This window comes from Streptomyces sp. JW3, assembly GCF_052216785.1.
Classification (GTDB): Bacteria; Actinomycetota; Actinomycetes; order Streptomycetales; family Streptomycetaceae; genus Streptomyces.
Genome location: NZ_JBQOUX010000096.1, coordinates 15076 through 29467, shown reverse-complemented (window position 1 = coordinate 29467; position 14392 = coordinate 15076). Strand labels below are relative to the sequence as shown.

The following is a 14392-nucleotide window of genomic DNA, read 5'->3' as shown; positions in this document are numbered from 1 at the left end:
CGAGCACTTCCTAGCCTTCACCAGCATCGCCTGCACCCTCATCTGCTACCGCCGACTCACCAAATGAGACGACCTCTAAGGAGATCTTGCCGGGCGGGCCTGTGACCTGCCGGAACGCGCGCTGGTAGCTGTCTGACCTGGAGAACTGTCCTCGGTAGTTCTCACGTCTTCGCAGGGCTTCCCGTCCTCATGTGTGCCGTATCCGTGCTGGCTGGGCCAGTGGCGGCGCGGGCTGGAGCGGCGCGATCCCGAGTGCTGCGGTGGCTTGCGTCATGCATTCAGCGGTATATACCGTTGTTTGCATGGCGGAGGAGTGGCAGATCGAGATCGAGCCCGAGGTGCGGGACTGGCTGGAGCTGCTTCCGTTCCGCCTGTACCGACGGGTCGAGGACAAGACGGAACGGCTGCTGGACGAGCCGACGACCCTCGGCGAGCCGTACTCGCGCCACCTGGGCGGCAAGCTGCGTGAGCTGCGCTTCGAGTTGGACGGCGAGGCCGTACGCATCCCGTACTGGCTCGCGCCCGGACAGCGGATCGTGCTGCTGACGGTCTTCCGCAAGACTCGGATGCGTGAAGCAGCGGAAGTAGAGCGTGCGCACCAGGCCCAGAAGGTCTGCGAGGCCGAACACGTCCACGCCCAGGACATCTACGAGCGGCGCAGGGAGAGCTGATGAACCACAGCACATGGAGGACGCGCCGGACTCGGCAGCTCGCGGGGGAGGTGGTGGAGTACGACCAGGAGTACGTCGACGCCCGCCTGGCCGGTGACCTCGGCCAGGCGGTCTACGACCGTCGGACCGAGCTTGGCCTCTCCCAGACCCAGCTTGCGGAGCGGGCCGGGATGACCCAGCCTCAGGTTTCCCGGATGGAGGGCGGCGACACTGTGCCGACGCTCCCGTTGCTGCGACGCCTGGCCAAGGCCCTGGACGGCACGCTGCACCTGATCATCGACGAGGGCGACTCCTACGTCACCTTCACTCCGCACGCAGCCTGAGTCGACGAAGGGCACCTACGGAAATCCGTAGGTGCCCTTCCGGACTGGTGCCCCCGGCAGGATTCGAACCTGCGACACCCGCTTTAGGAGAGCGGTGCTCTATCCCCTGAGCTACGAAGGCGTGGGTGGTCCGGCCACCGTCGACAGTGTAGCGGGTGGTGTGCCGGCGTCGGGGTGGTCAGGTCGGGGGGACGGTCCGGAAGCGGCCCGCTGTGCGGAGGTCGGACTCGATCGCGGCCGCCGTTTCGCGCAGGGCGGGGAGGAGTTCCGCGGCGCAGGACTCGGGGGTGCGGCGGGCCGCGTGGGTGGTCACGTCGATCGCGGCGACCGGGCGTCCGGCGCGGTCGTGGACCGGGACGGCGAGGGAGCGCAGGCCGGCTTCCGGTTCGCCGTCGGTGAGGACGTGGTCCGGGGCCGCCGGGCCGGCCAGCAGGATGCGGCCGAGGGCGGTCGTGCGGGCCGGGAGGCGGGCGCCGACCGTGATGTGGGCGCTCAGGACGCGGGTCGTCGCGGCGCGGGCGGTGTACTGGATCTCGTAGGGGGTTGTTTTGTGCCGGGTTCGGGGGTGCGGCTGGTCGGCGGAGGCGGGGCCGGACAGGACGGCCATGGACGCCGACTCCCGGACACGGGCCGCCAGTTCGTCCAGATGGGGCTGGGCGATCTGGGGGAGGGAGAGGCGGGACAGGGGCGGGAAGGCGAGGGAGAGGACCCGGGGGGTGAGGGCGAAGGTGCGGTCCGCGGGGGAGGCGGGGGTGATCAGGCCCGCGTACTCGTGGGTGATCAGGGCGCGGCGGGCCGTGGCCCGGGACAGGCCGGTCGCCTTCGCCACCTCCGTGAGGGTCAGCGCGGAGCGGCCCTCGCCGAAGGCGGTCAGCACGGTCAGGCCGCGGGCCAGGGACTCCACGAAGCTGCGGCCCAGTTCGTGCTTGGACGCGCCGGTCCAGACGGCCAGGCCGGCGCGGACCGGGCCGGGTTCCGGGGGCGGGGCGGTGCGCAGGTCGGACTCCATCGCCGCCACCGTCGTCAGGAGGGCCGGCAGGAGGTCGTCGCGCAGGCCCGCCGCGGTGTGCCTGCTGGTGTGGCTGACCACGCTGGCCACGCACGTCACCCGGCCGGTACCGGGGTCCCGTACCGGTGCCGACACCGCGACCAGGCCCGGTTCGATCAACTGGTCGTCCAGCGCCCAGCCGTCGGCCGCCGCCCGCGTCGTACGGCGGGTGAAGTCCTCGTCCGGGGCGGGGTGGTCGCTGGGTGGGACGGCCGGGAAGGCGGTGTCGTGCGGGTCCGCGGCGCGGCGGGCGCGCCAGTGGTGCCAGTCGGGGTCCGTCCATTCCGTCGCGAACAGCGGGCCCGGCGCGGTGCGTTCGGCCGGCAGCAGGTCGCCGATGCGGAAGCTGAGGGACATCGCCCGGCGGCGGGTGGCCTGGTGGATGAAGCGGACGGCGTCGCGGTCGGCGACGGCGAGGGAGACCGACTCGTCCAGTTCGTCGGCCAGGGCGTCGGCCCGGGGGGAGAGGAGGGAGGGCAGGCGCAGGGCGGCCAGGTAGGCGTTGCCCAGCTCGGCGGCGCGGGGGGCCAGTGTCACGTCGCGGCCGGTCAGGCGGACGTATCCCATGTGGGCGAGGGTGGCGGTGACGCGGTCGACCGTGGCTCGGGCGAGGCCGGTGCTCCGTTCCAGGGCGCTGGGGCTGAGCGTGCCGTCCGCCTCGGTCAGCCGCCGCAGCACCGCGATCCCGCGCAGCAGCGGCGTGACCGCCTCCGCCGGTGCGGCCGGTGCGGCCGGTACCTCCGAAGCCTCCGGTGCCTCCGGTGCGGCCTGCTCTGCGGCACGCGGGCCGTGCGGGTCGTTCGTGGTGCTGGCGGGCATCGGATCTCCGGTACGGCGGTCGCGGCAGGCCCTACCGTAAGCCGAAGCCGGGCCGCGGGGGTCAGCCGCGGGTGATCCGTACCCGGTGGTCGCCCTTCAGGTCCGCGCCCGCCACCGTGATCGTCACCTTGTGGTGCGGGTCCTTGAACGTCTCGCCGGGGGCGAAGGCCGCGTCGGAGAGTTCGGCGTGCACGTTGGGGCTGCGGGTGCAGCCGCCGCTGTCCCGGCGGGAGTCGTACACCTTGACCGGGCCCATGCCGGTGTCGACGTCCGCGTCGACCTTGTAGATCAGGACGCCGGGGCGGCACACCGCCTCGTCGTTGCCCGCGCGGGTGCGCAGTTCGACGGCGTAGCCCGAGCGGGCGTCCAGCGGGACGAAGACCAGTTTGTCGCCGCCCGCGCGGGCCAGCGGGGTGAGCGTGTACTCCGTGCTGCCCGGCGCCGCCGCGCAGTGCACCTGGTCGGCGTCCAGCCAGCCCAGCTTCCACTTGTGCCAGCCGACCAGGTCGTTGTTGGCGCCCCAGTCCTCGCTCATGATGTCCCAGTGGCCGGCCGCGCCGCCGCCCTCCTGGGTGTAGAGGTCGGGCAGGCCGAAGACATGGCCGTTCTCGTGCGGGAGTACGCGGTAGCCGGTCTTGCCGTAGCTGCCGGAGCCGTCGTCCTGGCGGGAGTAGACGAAGGACGCGTTGGCGACCGGGACGCCGTCGGCGACGGGGGCCTCGTGGTTGCCGGCGAAGGTGACGGACAGGACGGTGTCCAGGGCGGAGGGGCCCGCGTTCGGGGTGACCAGGATGTTCAGCAGGTCGTAGGCGCGGAAGTCGACCTCCGGGTCGGCCGTCGCCACGATGTCCTCGACCAGGTCGCGGTAGGCGGGGTCGAACGGGGCGCCGCGCTCTATGCCGTACTCGGCGAAGGGTTTGGGCATCCGCAGCCAGTCGCGGACCGGGGCCTCGGGGCGGTAGTCGAGGCGGCCGTAGGAGCTGGTGCGGAACCAGTCCTGGGTCTGCGGGAAGAACTCGGCGTAGCGGTCCAGGGCCCGGCCCTCGCCGGGGGCGTCGGAGAAGTCGACCATCAGGTTGAGGGCGCGGACGGTGCCGGTGGAGCGGGAGTAGCCCTGCGAGGTGGGGACGCCCTCGGACATCTGGATCTCGGCACCGCCAGTGATCATGCAGGGGCCGTGAGCGGAGGAGCGGGAGAGGGCGGCGGGGGAGGCGCCCGCCGCGCTGGTGCCGGGCGGCGGGTGGCCGGTGCCGGCCGAGGTGCTGACGGCCAGGGTCAGCCCGGTCACGGACAGGAGGGCGGCCACGCGGCGGGGGCGTATCCGACGGCGCTGCTGCGGCTGCATCCAGTCCTCCCGGGGACGGCCGGCAGCCGCCGGTCTCCGGCTGCACCCTTGGGCTCACCCTGTGCCGGGGGCGCCGGGGGCGCGCGTTGGAAGAGACCGATCGTGGGTTTCTGGCCGGTAGGGGATCGGGAGGCGGGCGGCGGAGGGCAGTAGAGGTGGTTGGGGTGCGGCAGAGGGTGTGATGCAGGTCACTGAAGATCGGGGTGGGCGGGGAAATAACCGGGGATCGTTTCCCCGTTTAGACCTGTGTCCGAGCGAAACGGGGAGTCGTTCCCCGGTTCGCACAGTTCGTTCACAGCAACCGAGGAGTACGCCGTGCAGACCGCGACCCCCGTGCAGCGCAAGGTGACCCGGCCGCGCGCCGATGCCCTGCGCAACCGGGAGCGGATACTCATCGCCGCCCAGGAGATGTTCGTCGAGCACGGCCCCGATGTGCCGCTCGACGAGGTCGCCCGCCGGGCCGGGGTGGGCAATGCCACGGTGTACCGCAACTTCCCCGACCGCGACGCCCTCGTCCGCGAGGTCGTCTGCTCGGTCATGGACCGCATGGCCGGGGCGGCCGAGGTCGCGCTGGCTCGGGGCGGGGACCCCTTCGCGGCGCTGGAGCGCTTCGTGCACGTCGTCGCCGACGAGCGGATCGGCGCCCTGTGCCCGATGGTCTCCACCACGTTCGACCAGCACCACCCCGACCTGGAAGCGGCTCGCGAACGGGTCGAGGGACTGGTCGGCGAGCTGATGGACCGGGCGAGGACGGCCGGTCTGCTCCGCGGCGACGTGGGCGTCGGCGACCTGATGGTGGCCGTGACCCAGCTCAGCCGGCCGCCGGCCGGCACCCGGTGCCTGGGCGGCGACCGCTTCACCCACCGTCATCTCCAGCTGTTCCTGGACGGGCTGCGGGCTCCGGCCCGCTCCGCCCTGCCGGGTACGGCCATCACCGTGGAGGATCTGCGCCGGCCCTGCGACCAGCTCCGCTAGCCCAGTAACCAGTACGTACCGACCGTACGTAAGTCCGTACAGCTTCCGCGATCTCACCCCCCCACAGCTTCCCCCAGCTTCCCCCACGGCTTTCCGCAGTACCACGAGAACACCAGGCGACCGTCGGCGTGGACGGGCCGTCATCCGGCTCTGTCCTGCCCTGCCTGTACGCCTCACCTTTTTTCCGTCACGTCCCGAAGTGGGTACCTTCATGTCCGCAGCAGCCGTCAAGGCAGCTCCCGGCGTCCCCGACGCCGGCCGCTGGAAAGCGCTCGTCTTCATCGCGCTCGCCCAGCTGATGGTCGTCCTCGACTCGACCATCGTGAACATCGCCCTGCCCTCCGCCCAGCAGGACCTCGGCATCTCCGACGGCAACCGCCAGTGGGTCGTCACGGCCTACGCGCTCGCCTTCGGCGGACTGCTGCTGTTCGGCGGACGGATAGCCGACCTGTGGGGCCGCAAGCGCACCTTCGTGGTCGGCCTGGCCGGCTTCGCGCTGGCCTCCGCGCTCGGCGGTGCCGCCACCAACGAGGCGATGATGTTCGGCGCCCGCGCCCTCCAGGGTGCCTTCGGTGCCCTGCTCGCGCCCGCCGCGCTCTCCCTGCTCGCCGTGACCTTCACGGACGCCAAGGAGCGCGCCAAGGCGTTCGGCATCTACGGTGCCATCGCCGGTGGCGGCGCGGCCGTCGGTCTGATCCTCGGCGGTTTCCTCACCGAGTACCTGGACTGGCGCTGGACGTTCTTCGTCAACATCCCGTTCGCCCTGGTCGCCGCGATCGGCGCCTGGCTCGTCGTGCACGAGCCCGCGGGCAGCCGCAACCGCTCCGCGCTCGACGTCCCCGGCGTCATCCTGTCCACCCTGGGCCTGGTCGCGCTGGTCTACGGCTTCACCCGCGCCGAGTCCGAGGGCTGGAGCGACGCCACCACGATCGGCATGTTCGTCGCGTCCGCCGTGCTGCTGATCACCTTCGTCCTGGTCGAGTCCCGGGTCCGGGCCCCGCTGCTGCCGCTGCGCGTGGTCGCCGACCGCACCCGCGGCGGTATCTACCTCTCGCTGGGCCTCGCCATCATCGGCATGTTCGGCCTGTTCCTCTTCCTCACCTACTACCTCCAGATCGTCAAGGGCTACTCGCCGGTCAAGACCGGCTTCGCCTTCCTGCCGATGGTCGCGGGCATGATCACGGGCTCCACCCAGATCGGCACCCGGCTGATGACCCGGGTCGCGCCGCGCTTCCTGATGGGCCCCGGCTTCCTGGTCGGCGCGGTCGGCATGCTGCTGCTGACCCAGCTGGAGATCGACACGTCCTACGCCGCCGTGCTGCTGCCCGGCATGCTGCTGCTCGGTCTCGGCATGGGTACGGCGTTCATGCCGGCCATGTCGATGGCCACCCAGGGCGTGCGGCCGCAGGACGCCGGTGTCGCCTCCGCGATGGTCAACACCTCCCAGCAGGTGGGCGGCGCCATCGGTACGGCGCTGCTGAACACGATCGCCGCCTCGGCCACCGCGTCCTACCTCACCGACCACATCGGCGGTGCCACCAGCCGGTCCCAGCAGCAGCTGGTCCAGCTCCAGGCACAGGTGGACGGCTACACCAGCGCCATCTGGTTCGCCGTCGGCATCCTGGTCGCGGCCGGCGTCATCGCCCTGACCCTGGTCAACGCGGGCCGTCCGGGCTCCGGCCAGGTGGCCGGCTCCGGTGCGGGCGAGGGCGCGGAGGACGAGCTGCCGATCCCGGTCATCGCCCACTGAGGCGGCCGTATCCGCAGTACCCCTTCGGGCACCACCCGGCACCACGCGCGGGTACGGGGAGGGGACGCCTCGTACCCGCGGTCCCGGCGGACCTGCCCCGGCTGCCACCGCCTCGCGGTCAGCGCAGCCAGGGCAGGTCCGCGCCCGCTGTGGCGGGCTGGAGTCCCTCGGCGACGATCCGCATGATCTCGCCGAGGGACTCCTGCTGTTGCGGGGTGAGCCGGTCGAACACGGCCTGCCGGACGGCGGCCACATGCCCCGGCGCGGTCCGGGCCAGCACCGCGTACCCCTCGTCGGTGAGCACCGCGAACTGGCCCCGCTTGTCGGACGGGCAGTCCTCCCGGCGCACCCAGCCGTTCTTCTCCAGGCGGGCGATCGCGTGCGAGAGCCGGGACCGGGTGATCTTCGCGTGCCGGGCCAGCTCCGTCATCCGCAGCCGCCGCCGGGGCGACTCACCGAGCTTGACCAGCAGTCCGTAGTACATGTGCGGCATCCCCGCGTCCCGCTGGAGCTGGCGGTCGAGATGGTCCTCCAGGAGGGTCGCCGCCTCGATGTACGAACGCCAGACGAGCTGCTCGCCGGGGGAGAGCCAGCGCGGCTCGGTGGCGGCGGCCGGTGCGGGGGTGGGTGCCGTGTTCATGGTTCCACTGTAAGAGGCCTCTCCTTGAAACTTAAACAAGTAAGCCATAGCCTTCTCCAGAAGCTTGATAGTTCAAGTTACTGAAGAGCTTGGCAGTTCAAGCTGCCAGAGAGCCTGACAGCTCCCTTCGTTTCAGCAGACCAGGAGCCGCCGTCATGACCGCCGTCGCCCCGGAGCGCATGCCCGCCCTCTACCTCAGCCACGGCGCCCCGCCGCTCGCCGACGACCCCCTCTGGCCCGGCGAACTGGCCGCCTGGTCCGCCGGTCTGCCGCGCCCCACCGCGATCCTCGTCGTCTCCGCCCACTGGGAGGAGGCCCCGCTCGCCCTCGGCGCGGTCGAGACCGTCCCCCTGGTCTACGACTTCTGGGGCTTCCCCGAGCACTACTACCAGGTGCGGTACGCGGCTCCGGGCGCCCCCGCGCTCGCCGCGTCCGTCCGCAAGCTGCTGCGCGCCCCCGGCACCCCCGTCCAGGACGTCCCGGACCGGGGCCTGGACCACGGCGCGTACGTCCCGCTGGTCGAGATGTACCCCGACGCCGACCTCCCCGTCCTCCAGGTCTCCATGCCGACCCTCGACCCGGTCCGGCTGATGGAGATCGGACGGCGGCTGGCGCCGCTGCGCGACGAGGGCGTGCTGATCGTCGGCTCCGGCTTCTTCACCCACAACCTGGCCGCCCTGCGGCAGGGCTCCACTCCCGCCTGGTCCGTCGAGTTCGACGACTGGGGGCGGCGTGCGCTGGACGCCGGGGACGTGGACGCGCTGCTCGACTTCGGGCACAAGTCCCCGGCGGGCCGGCTCGCCCACCCGCGCACCGAGCACTTCGCCCCGCTGTTCGTCACGCTGGGCGCGGCGGACGCGACCGGTGAGCTGGGCAGCCAGCGGTCGGTGATCGACGGGTTCTGGCTGGGGCTGGCGAAGCGGTCGGTGCAGTTCGGCTGACCGGGACCGGGACCGGGACCGGTTACAGGTTCAGGTCCTTCTCGTACCAGGCCACGTCCCAGTACCGCCCGAACTTGCGGCCCACCTCCCGGTACGTGCCGACGTGCCGGAAGCCGAACCGCTCGTGCAGCCGGGCCGACGCCTCGTTGGGTTGCGCGATCCCCGCGTAGGCGCGGTGCACGTCCTCGTCGGCCAGGGCCGCGAAGAGGGCTCGGTAGAGCAGGGTGCCGATGCCCCGGCGGCCGGCCCCCGGCGCCACGTACACCGTGGTCTCCACCGAGGTCGCGTACGCCGGCTTGGGGCGGAACGGGCTGGAAGTGGCGTACCCCAGAATCCGCTGTGAACCGTCGCCGGTGGCAACCATCAGGCGATGCGGTCCGTCTACAGGGTGGGAGAGCAGCCACGGGCGGCGCTCCTCGGGAGTGAAAATCCGGGTGTCGAAGGTGATGGCCGTCTCACTCACATAGTGGTTGTAGAGCTCGGTGAGGGCCTTGAGGTCCCCCTCGATTCCCGGCCTGACCTGGACCTCCGCGCCCTCTGACCGCATCCCGCCTCCTCATGTGGCGGCACAGGGTACTGCATGATCAGAAAAATCGGGGGACGGGGTGGGAATTCTGTCCGGATTCCAGTCGTTGTTTCCATCGGATGCAGGGCACCCGAGCAGAGTCCGGAACCAGATCCGAGCCGGCCGGGGAGGGCGCCCCTAGTCCACCGAACCACCCGCTGACCCCACCATCGCAAGGGAGCACGCATGGCAACCCGTGCCGTCGCCCGTCGTAAGTCCGCCTCCGGCGAGACGAGCGACGCGGCAACCAGCGTCCGCGCAGGCGGCGGCGAGCTCGCCGACCGCGATCTGGTCGGCATGTACCTCGACGAGATCGCGCGTACACCGCTGCTCGACGCCGCCAAGGAGGTCGAGCTGTCCCAGACCATCGAAGCGGGTGTGTTCGCACGACAGGTTCTCGAAGGCTACGAGAACACCGAGGCGGATGCCAGTCGTGAGGAGCTGCAGGCCCTGGTCGACGAGAGCGAGCGGGCGAAGGACGTCTTCATCCGGTCCAACCTCCGCCTGGTCGTCGCCGTCGCCCGCCGCTACCCGCGCAGCGGCCTGCCGCTCCTCGACCTGATCCAGGAGGGCAACGCCGGCCTGGTCCGCGCGGTCGAGAAGTTCGACTACCGCAAGGGCTTCAAGTTCTCCACGTACGCCACGTGGTGGATCCGCCAGGCCATCACCCGCTCGATCGCCGACCAGTCCCGCACCATCCGGCTCCCCGTCCACCTGGTGGAGGAGCTGGGCCGGATCCGCCGGGTGCAGCGCGAGTTCAACCGCGAGCACGGCCGCGAGCCGGAGCACGCCGAGATCGCCAAGGAGCTGGGCTCCACCCCCGAGCGCGTCACCGACGTGCTCGACTGGGCCCGCGACCCGGTCTCGCTGAACATGCCGGTGGACGACGAGGGCGAGACCCAGTTCGGCGACCTGCTGGAGGACTCCTCCGCCGTGTCGCCCGAGCAGTCCGTGATGACCCTGCTGCGCAGCGAGGAGCTGGACGACCTGATCGGCCGCCTCGACCCGCGCACGGCCTCCATCATCAAGATGCGGTACGGCATCGAGGACGGCCGGGAGCGTACGCTGACCGAGGTCGGCAAGGAGCACGGGCTGACGCGGGAGCGGATCCGGCAGATCGAGAAGCACGCGCTGCTGGAGCTGAAGAAGCTGGCCCGTGACACCGGCTTCGAGGCGGCCGCGTAAACCCGGCGTACGCCCGGTGGTGCGGGGCCGCGTGAAGGCGACGAAGATGACTGTGTAACGCTGCTTCAAACGACAGGGTCCTGGGAACAAGCATTCAGGGCCCACCAGTTCGGGCCCACCAGTTCGGGCCCATCAGTACGGGCCCACCAGTACGGGTCCATTGGTCCAGACCGACGCCTCAGGGTCGTCGGTCGCTCCACCGGGCCGCCACCGAGACCACGTCCCGCCGCACTCCCCCCGGCGCCGGGACGTCCCCAGCCGGGCTCGGCGCTCTCCCCCCGGGCGTCGAGTCCGGCTCTTCGCTGTCCGGGCACGCCGGGAGGGCGGGCCACCCCGAACCTGAACCCCGGGGTGGCCCGCCAGATGGCAGATTGTGCCACAGGGGCATACATTGCCGAAGTGAGCAGCACGACCAGCACGACCCCTGAGCCCAGCCGGCCCGCCGCGTCCGGTTCGGCGTCCGTTCCCGCCTCCGTTCCCGCTTCTGGTGGGGCGTCCGCCTCCGCCGCCCGGTCGTTGACCGAGCGGCGCAAGGCCGAGACCCGGATGGAGATCGCCCAGGCCGCCGCCCGGCTCTTCGTACGGCAGGGACTGCGGGCCACCCGGGCCGAGGACATCGCCCAGGCCGCCGGGGTCGCCCCGCGCACCTTCTACCGCTACTTCGCGACCAAGGAGGAGGCCGTCGCGCCCCTCTACGCGGCCGGCGCCCGGCTCTGGGCGGAGGCGATTCGGGACGCCCCCGCCGAACTGTCCCCGCGGCAGGCCCTCGAACACGCGACCAGGCTCACCCTGGCCCCCGGCGCCGAGGTGTCGGCCGCCACCTGGGAGTGGACGCGCGCGCTGATCCGGCTGGCCGAGACCAGTCCCGCGCTGCGCAAGGTGTGGGCGGAGGTGTGCCACCTGGCGGAACGGCCTCTCGCCCAGGTGCTGGCGGCCCGGATCGCGCAGGGTGACGGTAACGTTGCCGCGCGCCTGGCGGCCTCGCCCCGGCTGAGCTTCGCCGCCGCGGTGGCGGGCGCGGCGGTCCGGGTGGCCGTGGAGCAGTGGGCCGCCGACGACCAGCCGGGAAACGCCGGCCGCAGCCCCCTCGAACCGGCCCTGCGCAATCTGGCGGCGCTGGGGGACTTCCCCTGGGAGACGCTCACGGAGGCGTCGGGCTGAGTGCCTCGCTGAGCGGAGAGGGGTGGCCGGCCGCTGGGGGACGCGGGATGCGGGATGCCGTCACTCACCCCCCGCCGCCCGCCCCAGCCGCGCCCCCATTCCCCGTACGCACTCCACCAGTTCCGCCGGTTCGTCCACCCGGAAGTCGATGCCGAGCAGGGCCAGTCGTACCGCCAGCCACTCCACCGGGTCGGTCACGGTGGCCCGCAGGACGCACGAGGCGCCGTCGTCCGTGGCCTCGGGCGGGTCCAGCCACCCCGGCAGCCGAGGTGCGACGACGGCCGCGGGTGCGGCGAAGGTGACCTGGGCCTCGTAGGCGTCGCTCCGCCGGTGCATGGAGCGGCGCAGGAATTCGGCCGCGTCGCCGGTCGGCAGTTCGCGCGGGGTGAAGCGGGCGCCGGTCGGGAAGGGTTCGCCGACCCGGTCGACCCGGAAGGTCCGCCAGTCGGCGCGGTCGAGGTCGTAGGCGACGAGATACCAGCGCCGGCCGGTCGAGACGAGTCGGTACGGTTCGGTCAGGCGCCGTGTGGCGGTGCCGTCGGCGGCGCGGTAGGCGAACCGGAGCCGCTCCTGGCCGGCCACCGCCGAGGCCATCGCGGTCAGCGTCTCGGGCGCTATGGTCGGGCCGTCCCCGCTGGTCAGCGGTGTGGTCGCGGCCTGGAGGGTGGTGACACGGTGGCGCAGCCGGGACGGCAGCACCTGCTCCAGCTTGGCCAGCGCGCGCACCGACGCCTCCTCCACGCCCGCGACCGCGTGCCCGGCGCCGGCCCGCAGCCCGACCGCGATCGCCACGGCCTCCTCGTCGTCCAGCACCAGCGGCGGCATCGCCTTGCCCGCGACCAGCCGGTACCCGCCGTCCGAGCCCATCGTCGCCCGCACCGGGTAGCCGATCTCCCGCAGCCGTTCGACGTCCCGCCGGACCGTGCGCCGCGACACCCCGAGCCGCTCGGCGAGTTCGCCGCCGGGCCACTCCCGGGGCGTCTGGAGCAGGGAGAGGAGCGCGAGCAGCCGGGCCGGAGTGTCCGTGGTCATGGGGGGAGGATGCCGCACGGCTAGGACATGAACTGACCTAATGACCGACCTGCTGACCCATTTTCCTGGTCGGTCACGCCCGTTCATGCCCGCCTATGGCCGAACGTGTTTACTTTCCGGACCTCCGGCCATAACCTCCCCCCGAAACCACACGTTCGGGCACGGTCGGAGGCAGACGCACATGTACGCACCGGAGCGGCAGCAGGAGATCCTCCGGCTGGCCCGGGACGGCGGCCGGGTGGACGTGGTGTCGCTGGCCGAGGAGTTCCAGGTGACGGCGGAGACCATCCGCCGCGACCTCAAGACCCTGGACCGCGCCGGACTGCTCCGCCGCGTGCACGGCGGCGCCCTCCCCGCCGGCCGCCTCGACTTCGAACCCGACCTCGCCGAACGCGAGTCCACCGCCGCCGACGAGAAGGACCGCATCGCGCGGGCCGCCCTCGCCGAACTGCCGGCCGACGGCACGGTGATCCTGGACGCCGGTTCCACGGTGGCCCACCTGGCCGCCGCCGTCCCGCCCGGGGCGGCACTCACCGTCGTCACCCACAGCCTGCCCACCGCCGCCCGCCTCGCCGACCACCCCGGCATCCAGCTGCACCTGGTCGGCGGCCGGGTCCGGCACCGCACCCGGGCCGCCGTCGACGCCTGGGCGCTGCGCGCGTACGGCGAGATCCGCGCCGACGCCGCCTTCGTGGCCGCCAACGGCTTCTCCGCCGCGCACGGCCTGACCACCCCCGACCTCGCCGAGGCCGCCGTCAAACGGGCCGCCGTCGCCGCCGCCCGCCGCGTGGTGCTGCTCGCCGACTCCACCAAGCACGGGCAGGAGCACTTCGCCCGGTTCGGCGCGCTGGCCGACGTGGACCTGCTGATCACCGACAGCGGGCTGAGCCCGGACGACGCCGCCGCCATCGAGCGCGGCGGCCCGGAAGTGGTCCGCGCGTGATCCTCACCGTCACCCCCAACCCGTCCCTGGACCGCACCTACGAGGTCCCCTCCCTCGACCGCGGCGAGGTGGTCCGCGCCACCGGCGAACGCGTCGACCCCGGCGGCAAGGGCGTCAACGTCTCCCGCGCGACCGCCGCCGCCGGCCGCCGCACGGTCGCCGTACTGCCGCTCGGCGGCGCACCGGGCGCCCTCGTCGCCGACCTGCTCGACGCGCAGGGCATCGAGGTCGCGGCGGTACCGGTCGCCGGGGCCACCCGCTCCAACATCGCCCTCGCCGAGGCGGCCGGCGTCCTCACGAAGATCAACGCCCCCGGCCCCGAACTGTCGGCCGCCGAACACGAACTCCTCCTGGAGACCGTACGCTCGCGGTCCCGCGACGCCGACTGGATCGCCTGCTGCGGCAGCCTGCCGCGCGGCCTCGCCCCCTCCTGGTACGCCGAACTGGTCGCCCGCGCGCACACCGCCGGCGTCCGGATCGCCCTGGACACCTCCGGACCCGCGCTGCTGCGGGCGCTGCCCGAGCGGCCCGACGTGGTCAAGCCCAACGCCGGGGAACTGGCCGAGGCGGCCGGCCGGCCACTGGCCACCGTCGGGGACGCGGTGCGGGCGGCCGAGGAACTGCGGAGCCGCGGCGCCCGGACCGTGCTGGCCAGCCTCGGCGCCGACGGCCAACTGCTGGTGTCCGACGCCGGCACCTGGTTCGGCACCGCCCGGGTGGCCGCCGTACGCAGCAACGTCGGGGCCGGGGACGCCTCGCTCGCCGGATTCCTGATCGCCGGCGGCGCCGGGCCCGACGCCCTCGCCTCGGCCCTCGCGCACGGCGCGGCCGCCGTCGGCCTGCCCGGCAGTGTGATGCCCACCCCGGCCGACCTGGACCCGGGTGCCGTCAGGGTCACGGCCGAGGTGCCGGTGGACCGCCCCTTGCAGGAAACGGTGTCATGACCCCCGCGAAGGAGCCCGCGATGAGCGAACCGAGTGAGCCGAGTGAGCCG

General features: G+C 72.6%; 14 protein-coding genes and 1 tRNA gene. 9 read left to right on the top strand and 6 right to left on the bottom strand.

Annotation, left to right across the window (positions count from 1 at the left end):
- Positions 1-302: 302 nt before the first annotated feature.
- Both ACTT8P_RS29740 and ACTT8P_RS29735 read left to right on the top strand, forming a co-directional pair.
- Positions 303-671, top strand: coding sequence for a type II toxin-antitoxin system RelE/ParE family toxin (locus ACTT8P_RS29740; RefSeq protein ID WP_442834864.1), 369 nt, complete (start codon positions 303-305; stop codon positions 669-671).
- Positions 671-994 carry a helix-turn-helix domain-containing protein gene (locus ACTT8P_RS29735; RefSeq protein WP_442834863.1) on the top strand — a complete coding sequence of 108 codons (324 nt, stop codon included), beginning with the start codon at positions 671-673 and terminating at the stop codon, positions 992-994. Before ACTT8P_RS29740 ends, ACTT8P_RS29735 begins: the two co-directional genes overlap by 1 nt.
- A 45-nt stretch (positions 995-1039) precedes the next feature.
- On the opposite strand, the gene ACTT8P_RS29730 is transcribed toward ACTT8P_RS29735, so the two are convergent.
- From ACTT8P_RS29730 to ACTT8P_RS29720, 3 genes are all read right to left on the bottom strand, one after another.
- Positions 1040-1115, bottom strand: a tRNA-Arg gene (locus ACTT8P_RS29730).
- Positions 1116-1172: 57 nt separating this feature from the next.
- Positions 1173-2861 carry an IclR family transcriptional regulator domain-containing protein gene (locus ACTT8P_RS29725; RefSeq protein ID WP_442834862.1) on the bottom strand — a complete coding sequence of 563 codons (1689 nt, stop codon included), beginning with the start codon at positions 2859-2861 and terminating at the stop codon, positions 1173-1175.
- 61 nt (positions 2862-2922) lie between these two features.
- On the bottom strand, positions 2923-4206 hold the full coding sequence (locus tag ACTT8P_RS29720; protein WP_442834861.1) for a M6 family metalloprotease domain-containing protein: 1284 nt from the start codon (positions 4204-4206) through the stop codon (positions 2923-2925).
- A 315-nt stretch (positions 4207-4521) separates the two neighbouring features.
- Between ACTT8P_RS29720 and ACTT8P_RS29715 the strand changes: the two genes are divergently transcribed.
- A complete protein-coding gene (locus tag ACTT8P_RS29715; RefSeq protein WP_442834860.1) occupies positions 4522-5181 on the top strand; it encodes a TetR/AcrR family transcriptional regulator in 660 nt (219 codons plus the stop codon).
- A 211-nt stretch (positions 5182-5392) separates the two neighbouring features.
- Complete coding sequence (locus ACTT8P_RS29710) at positions 5393-6931, top strand: MFS transporter (RefSeq protein ID WP_442834859.1); 1539 nt, start codon at positions 5393-5395, stop codon at positions 6929-6931.
- Positions 6932-7049: 118 nt separating this feature from the next.
- On the opposite strand, the gene ACTT8P_RS29705 is transcribed toward ACTT8P_RS29710, so the two are convergent.
- A complete protein-coding gene (locus ACTT8P_RS29705; RefSeq protein WP_442834858.1) occupies positions 7050-7571 on the bottom strand; it encodes a MarR family winged helix-turn-helix transcriptional regulator in 522 nt (173 codons plus the stop codon).
- Positions 7572-7726: 155 nt separating this feature from the next.
- On the opposite strand from ACTT8P_RS29705, the gene ACTT8P_RS29700 reads away from it, so the two are divergent.
- Complete coding sequence (locus ACTT8P_RS29700) at positions 7727-8512, top strand: dioxygenase family protein (protein ID WP_442834857.1); 786 nt, start codon at positions 7727-7729, stop codon at positions 8510-8512.
- A gap of 22 nt (positions 8513-8534) precedes the next feature.
- Here the strand turns inward: ACTT8P_RS29700 and ACTT8P_RS29695 are convergent, their stop codons facing one another.
- Positions 8535-9059 (bottom strand): GNAT family N-acetyltransferase, encoded by a 525-nt coding sequence (locus tag ACTT8P_RS29695; RefSeq protein ID WP_442834856.1) that lies wholly within the window; start codon positions 9057-9059, stop codon positions 8535-8537.
- Between the two features lie 204 nt (positions 9060-9263).
- On the opposite strand from ACTT8P_RS29695, the gene ACTT8P_RS29690 reads away from it, so the two are divergent.
- Positions 9264-10262 (top strand): sigma-70 family RNA polymerase sigma factor, encoded by a 999-nt coding sequence (locus ACTT8P_RS29690; RefSeq protein WP_442834855.1) that lies wholly within the window; start codon positions 9264-9266, stop codon positions 10260-10262.
- Between the two features lie 546 nt (positions 10263-10808).
- The gene (locus ACTT8P_RS29685) at positions 10809-11423 is read left to right on the top strand and encodes a TetR/AcrR family transcriptional regulator (RefSeq protein ID WP_442834867.1); all 615 of its coding nucleotides are present in this window, start codon (positions 10809-10811) and stop codon (positions 11421-11423) included.
- A gap of 60 nt (positions 11424-11483) precedes the next feature.
- On the opposite strand, the gene ACTT8P_RS29680 is transcribed toward ACTT8P_RS29685, so the two are convergent.
- Positions 11484-12455, bottom strand: coding sequence for a helix-turn-helix transcriptional regulator (locus ACTT8P_RS29680; protein WP_442834854.1), 972 nt, complete (start codon positions 12453-12455; stop codon positions 11484-11486).
- A gap of 181 nt (positions 12456-12636) precedes the next feature.
- On the opposite strand from ACTT8P_RS29680, the gene ACTT8P_RS29675 reads away from it, so the two are divergent.
- The gene (locus tag ACTT8P_RS29675) at positions 12637-13398 is read left to right on the top strand and encodes a DeoR/GlpR family DNA-binding transcription regulator (RefSeq protein ID WP_442834853.1); all 762 of its coding nucleotides are present in this window, start codon (positions 12637-12639) and stop codon (positions 13396-13398) included.
- Positions 13395-14342 (top strand): 1-phosphofructokinase, encoded by a 948-nt coding sequence (gene pfkB / locus ACTT8P_RS29670; RefSeq protein WP_442834852.1) that lies wholly within the window; start codon positions 13395-13397, stop codon positions 14340-14342. Before ACTT8P_RS29675 ends, pfkB begins: the two co-directional genes overlap by 4 nt.
- The last annotated feature ends 50 nt before the right edge of the window (positions 14343-14392 follow it).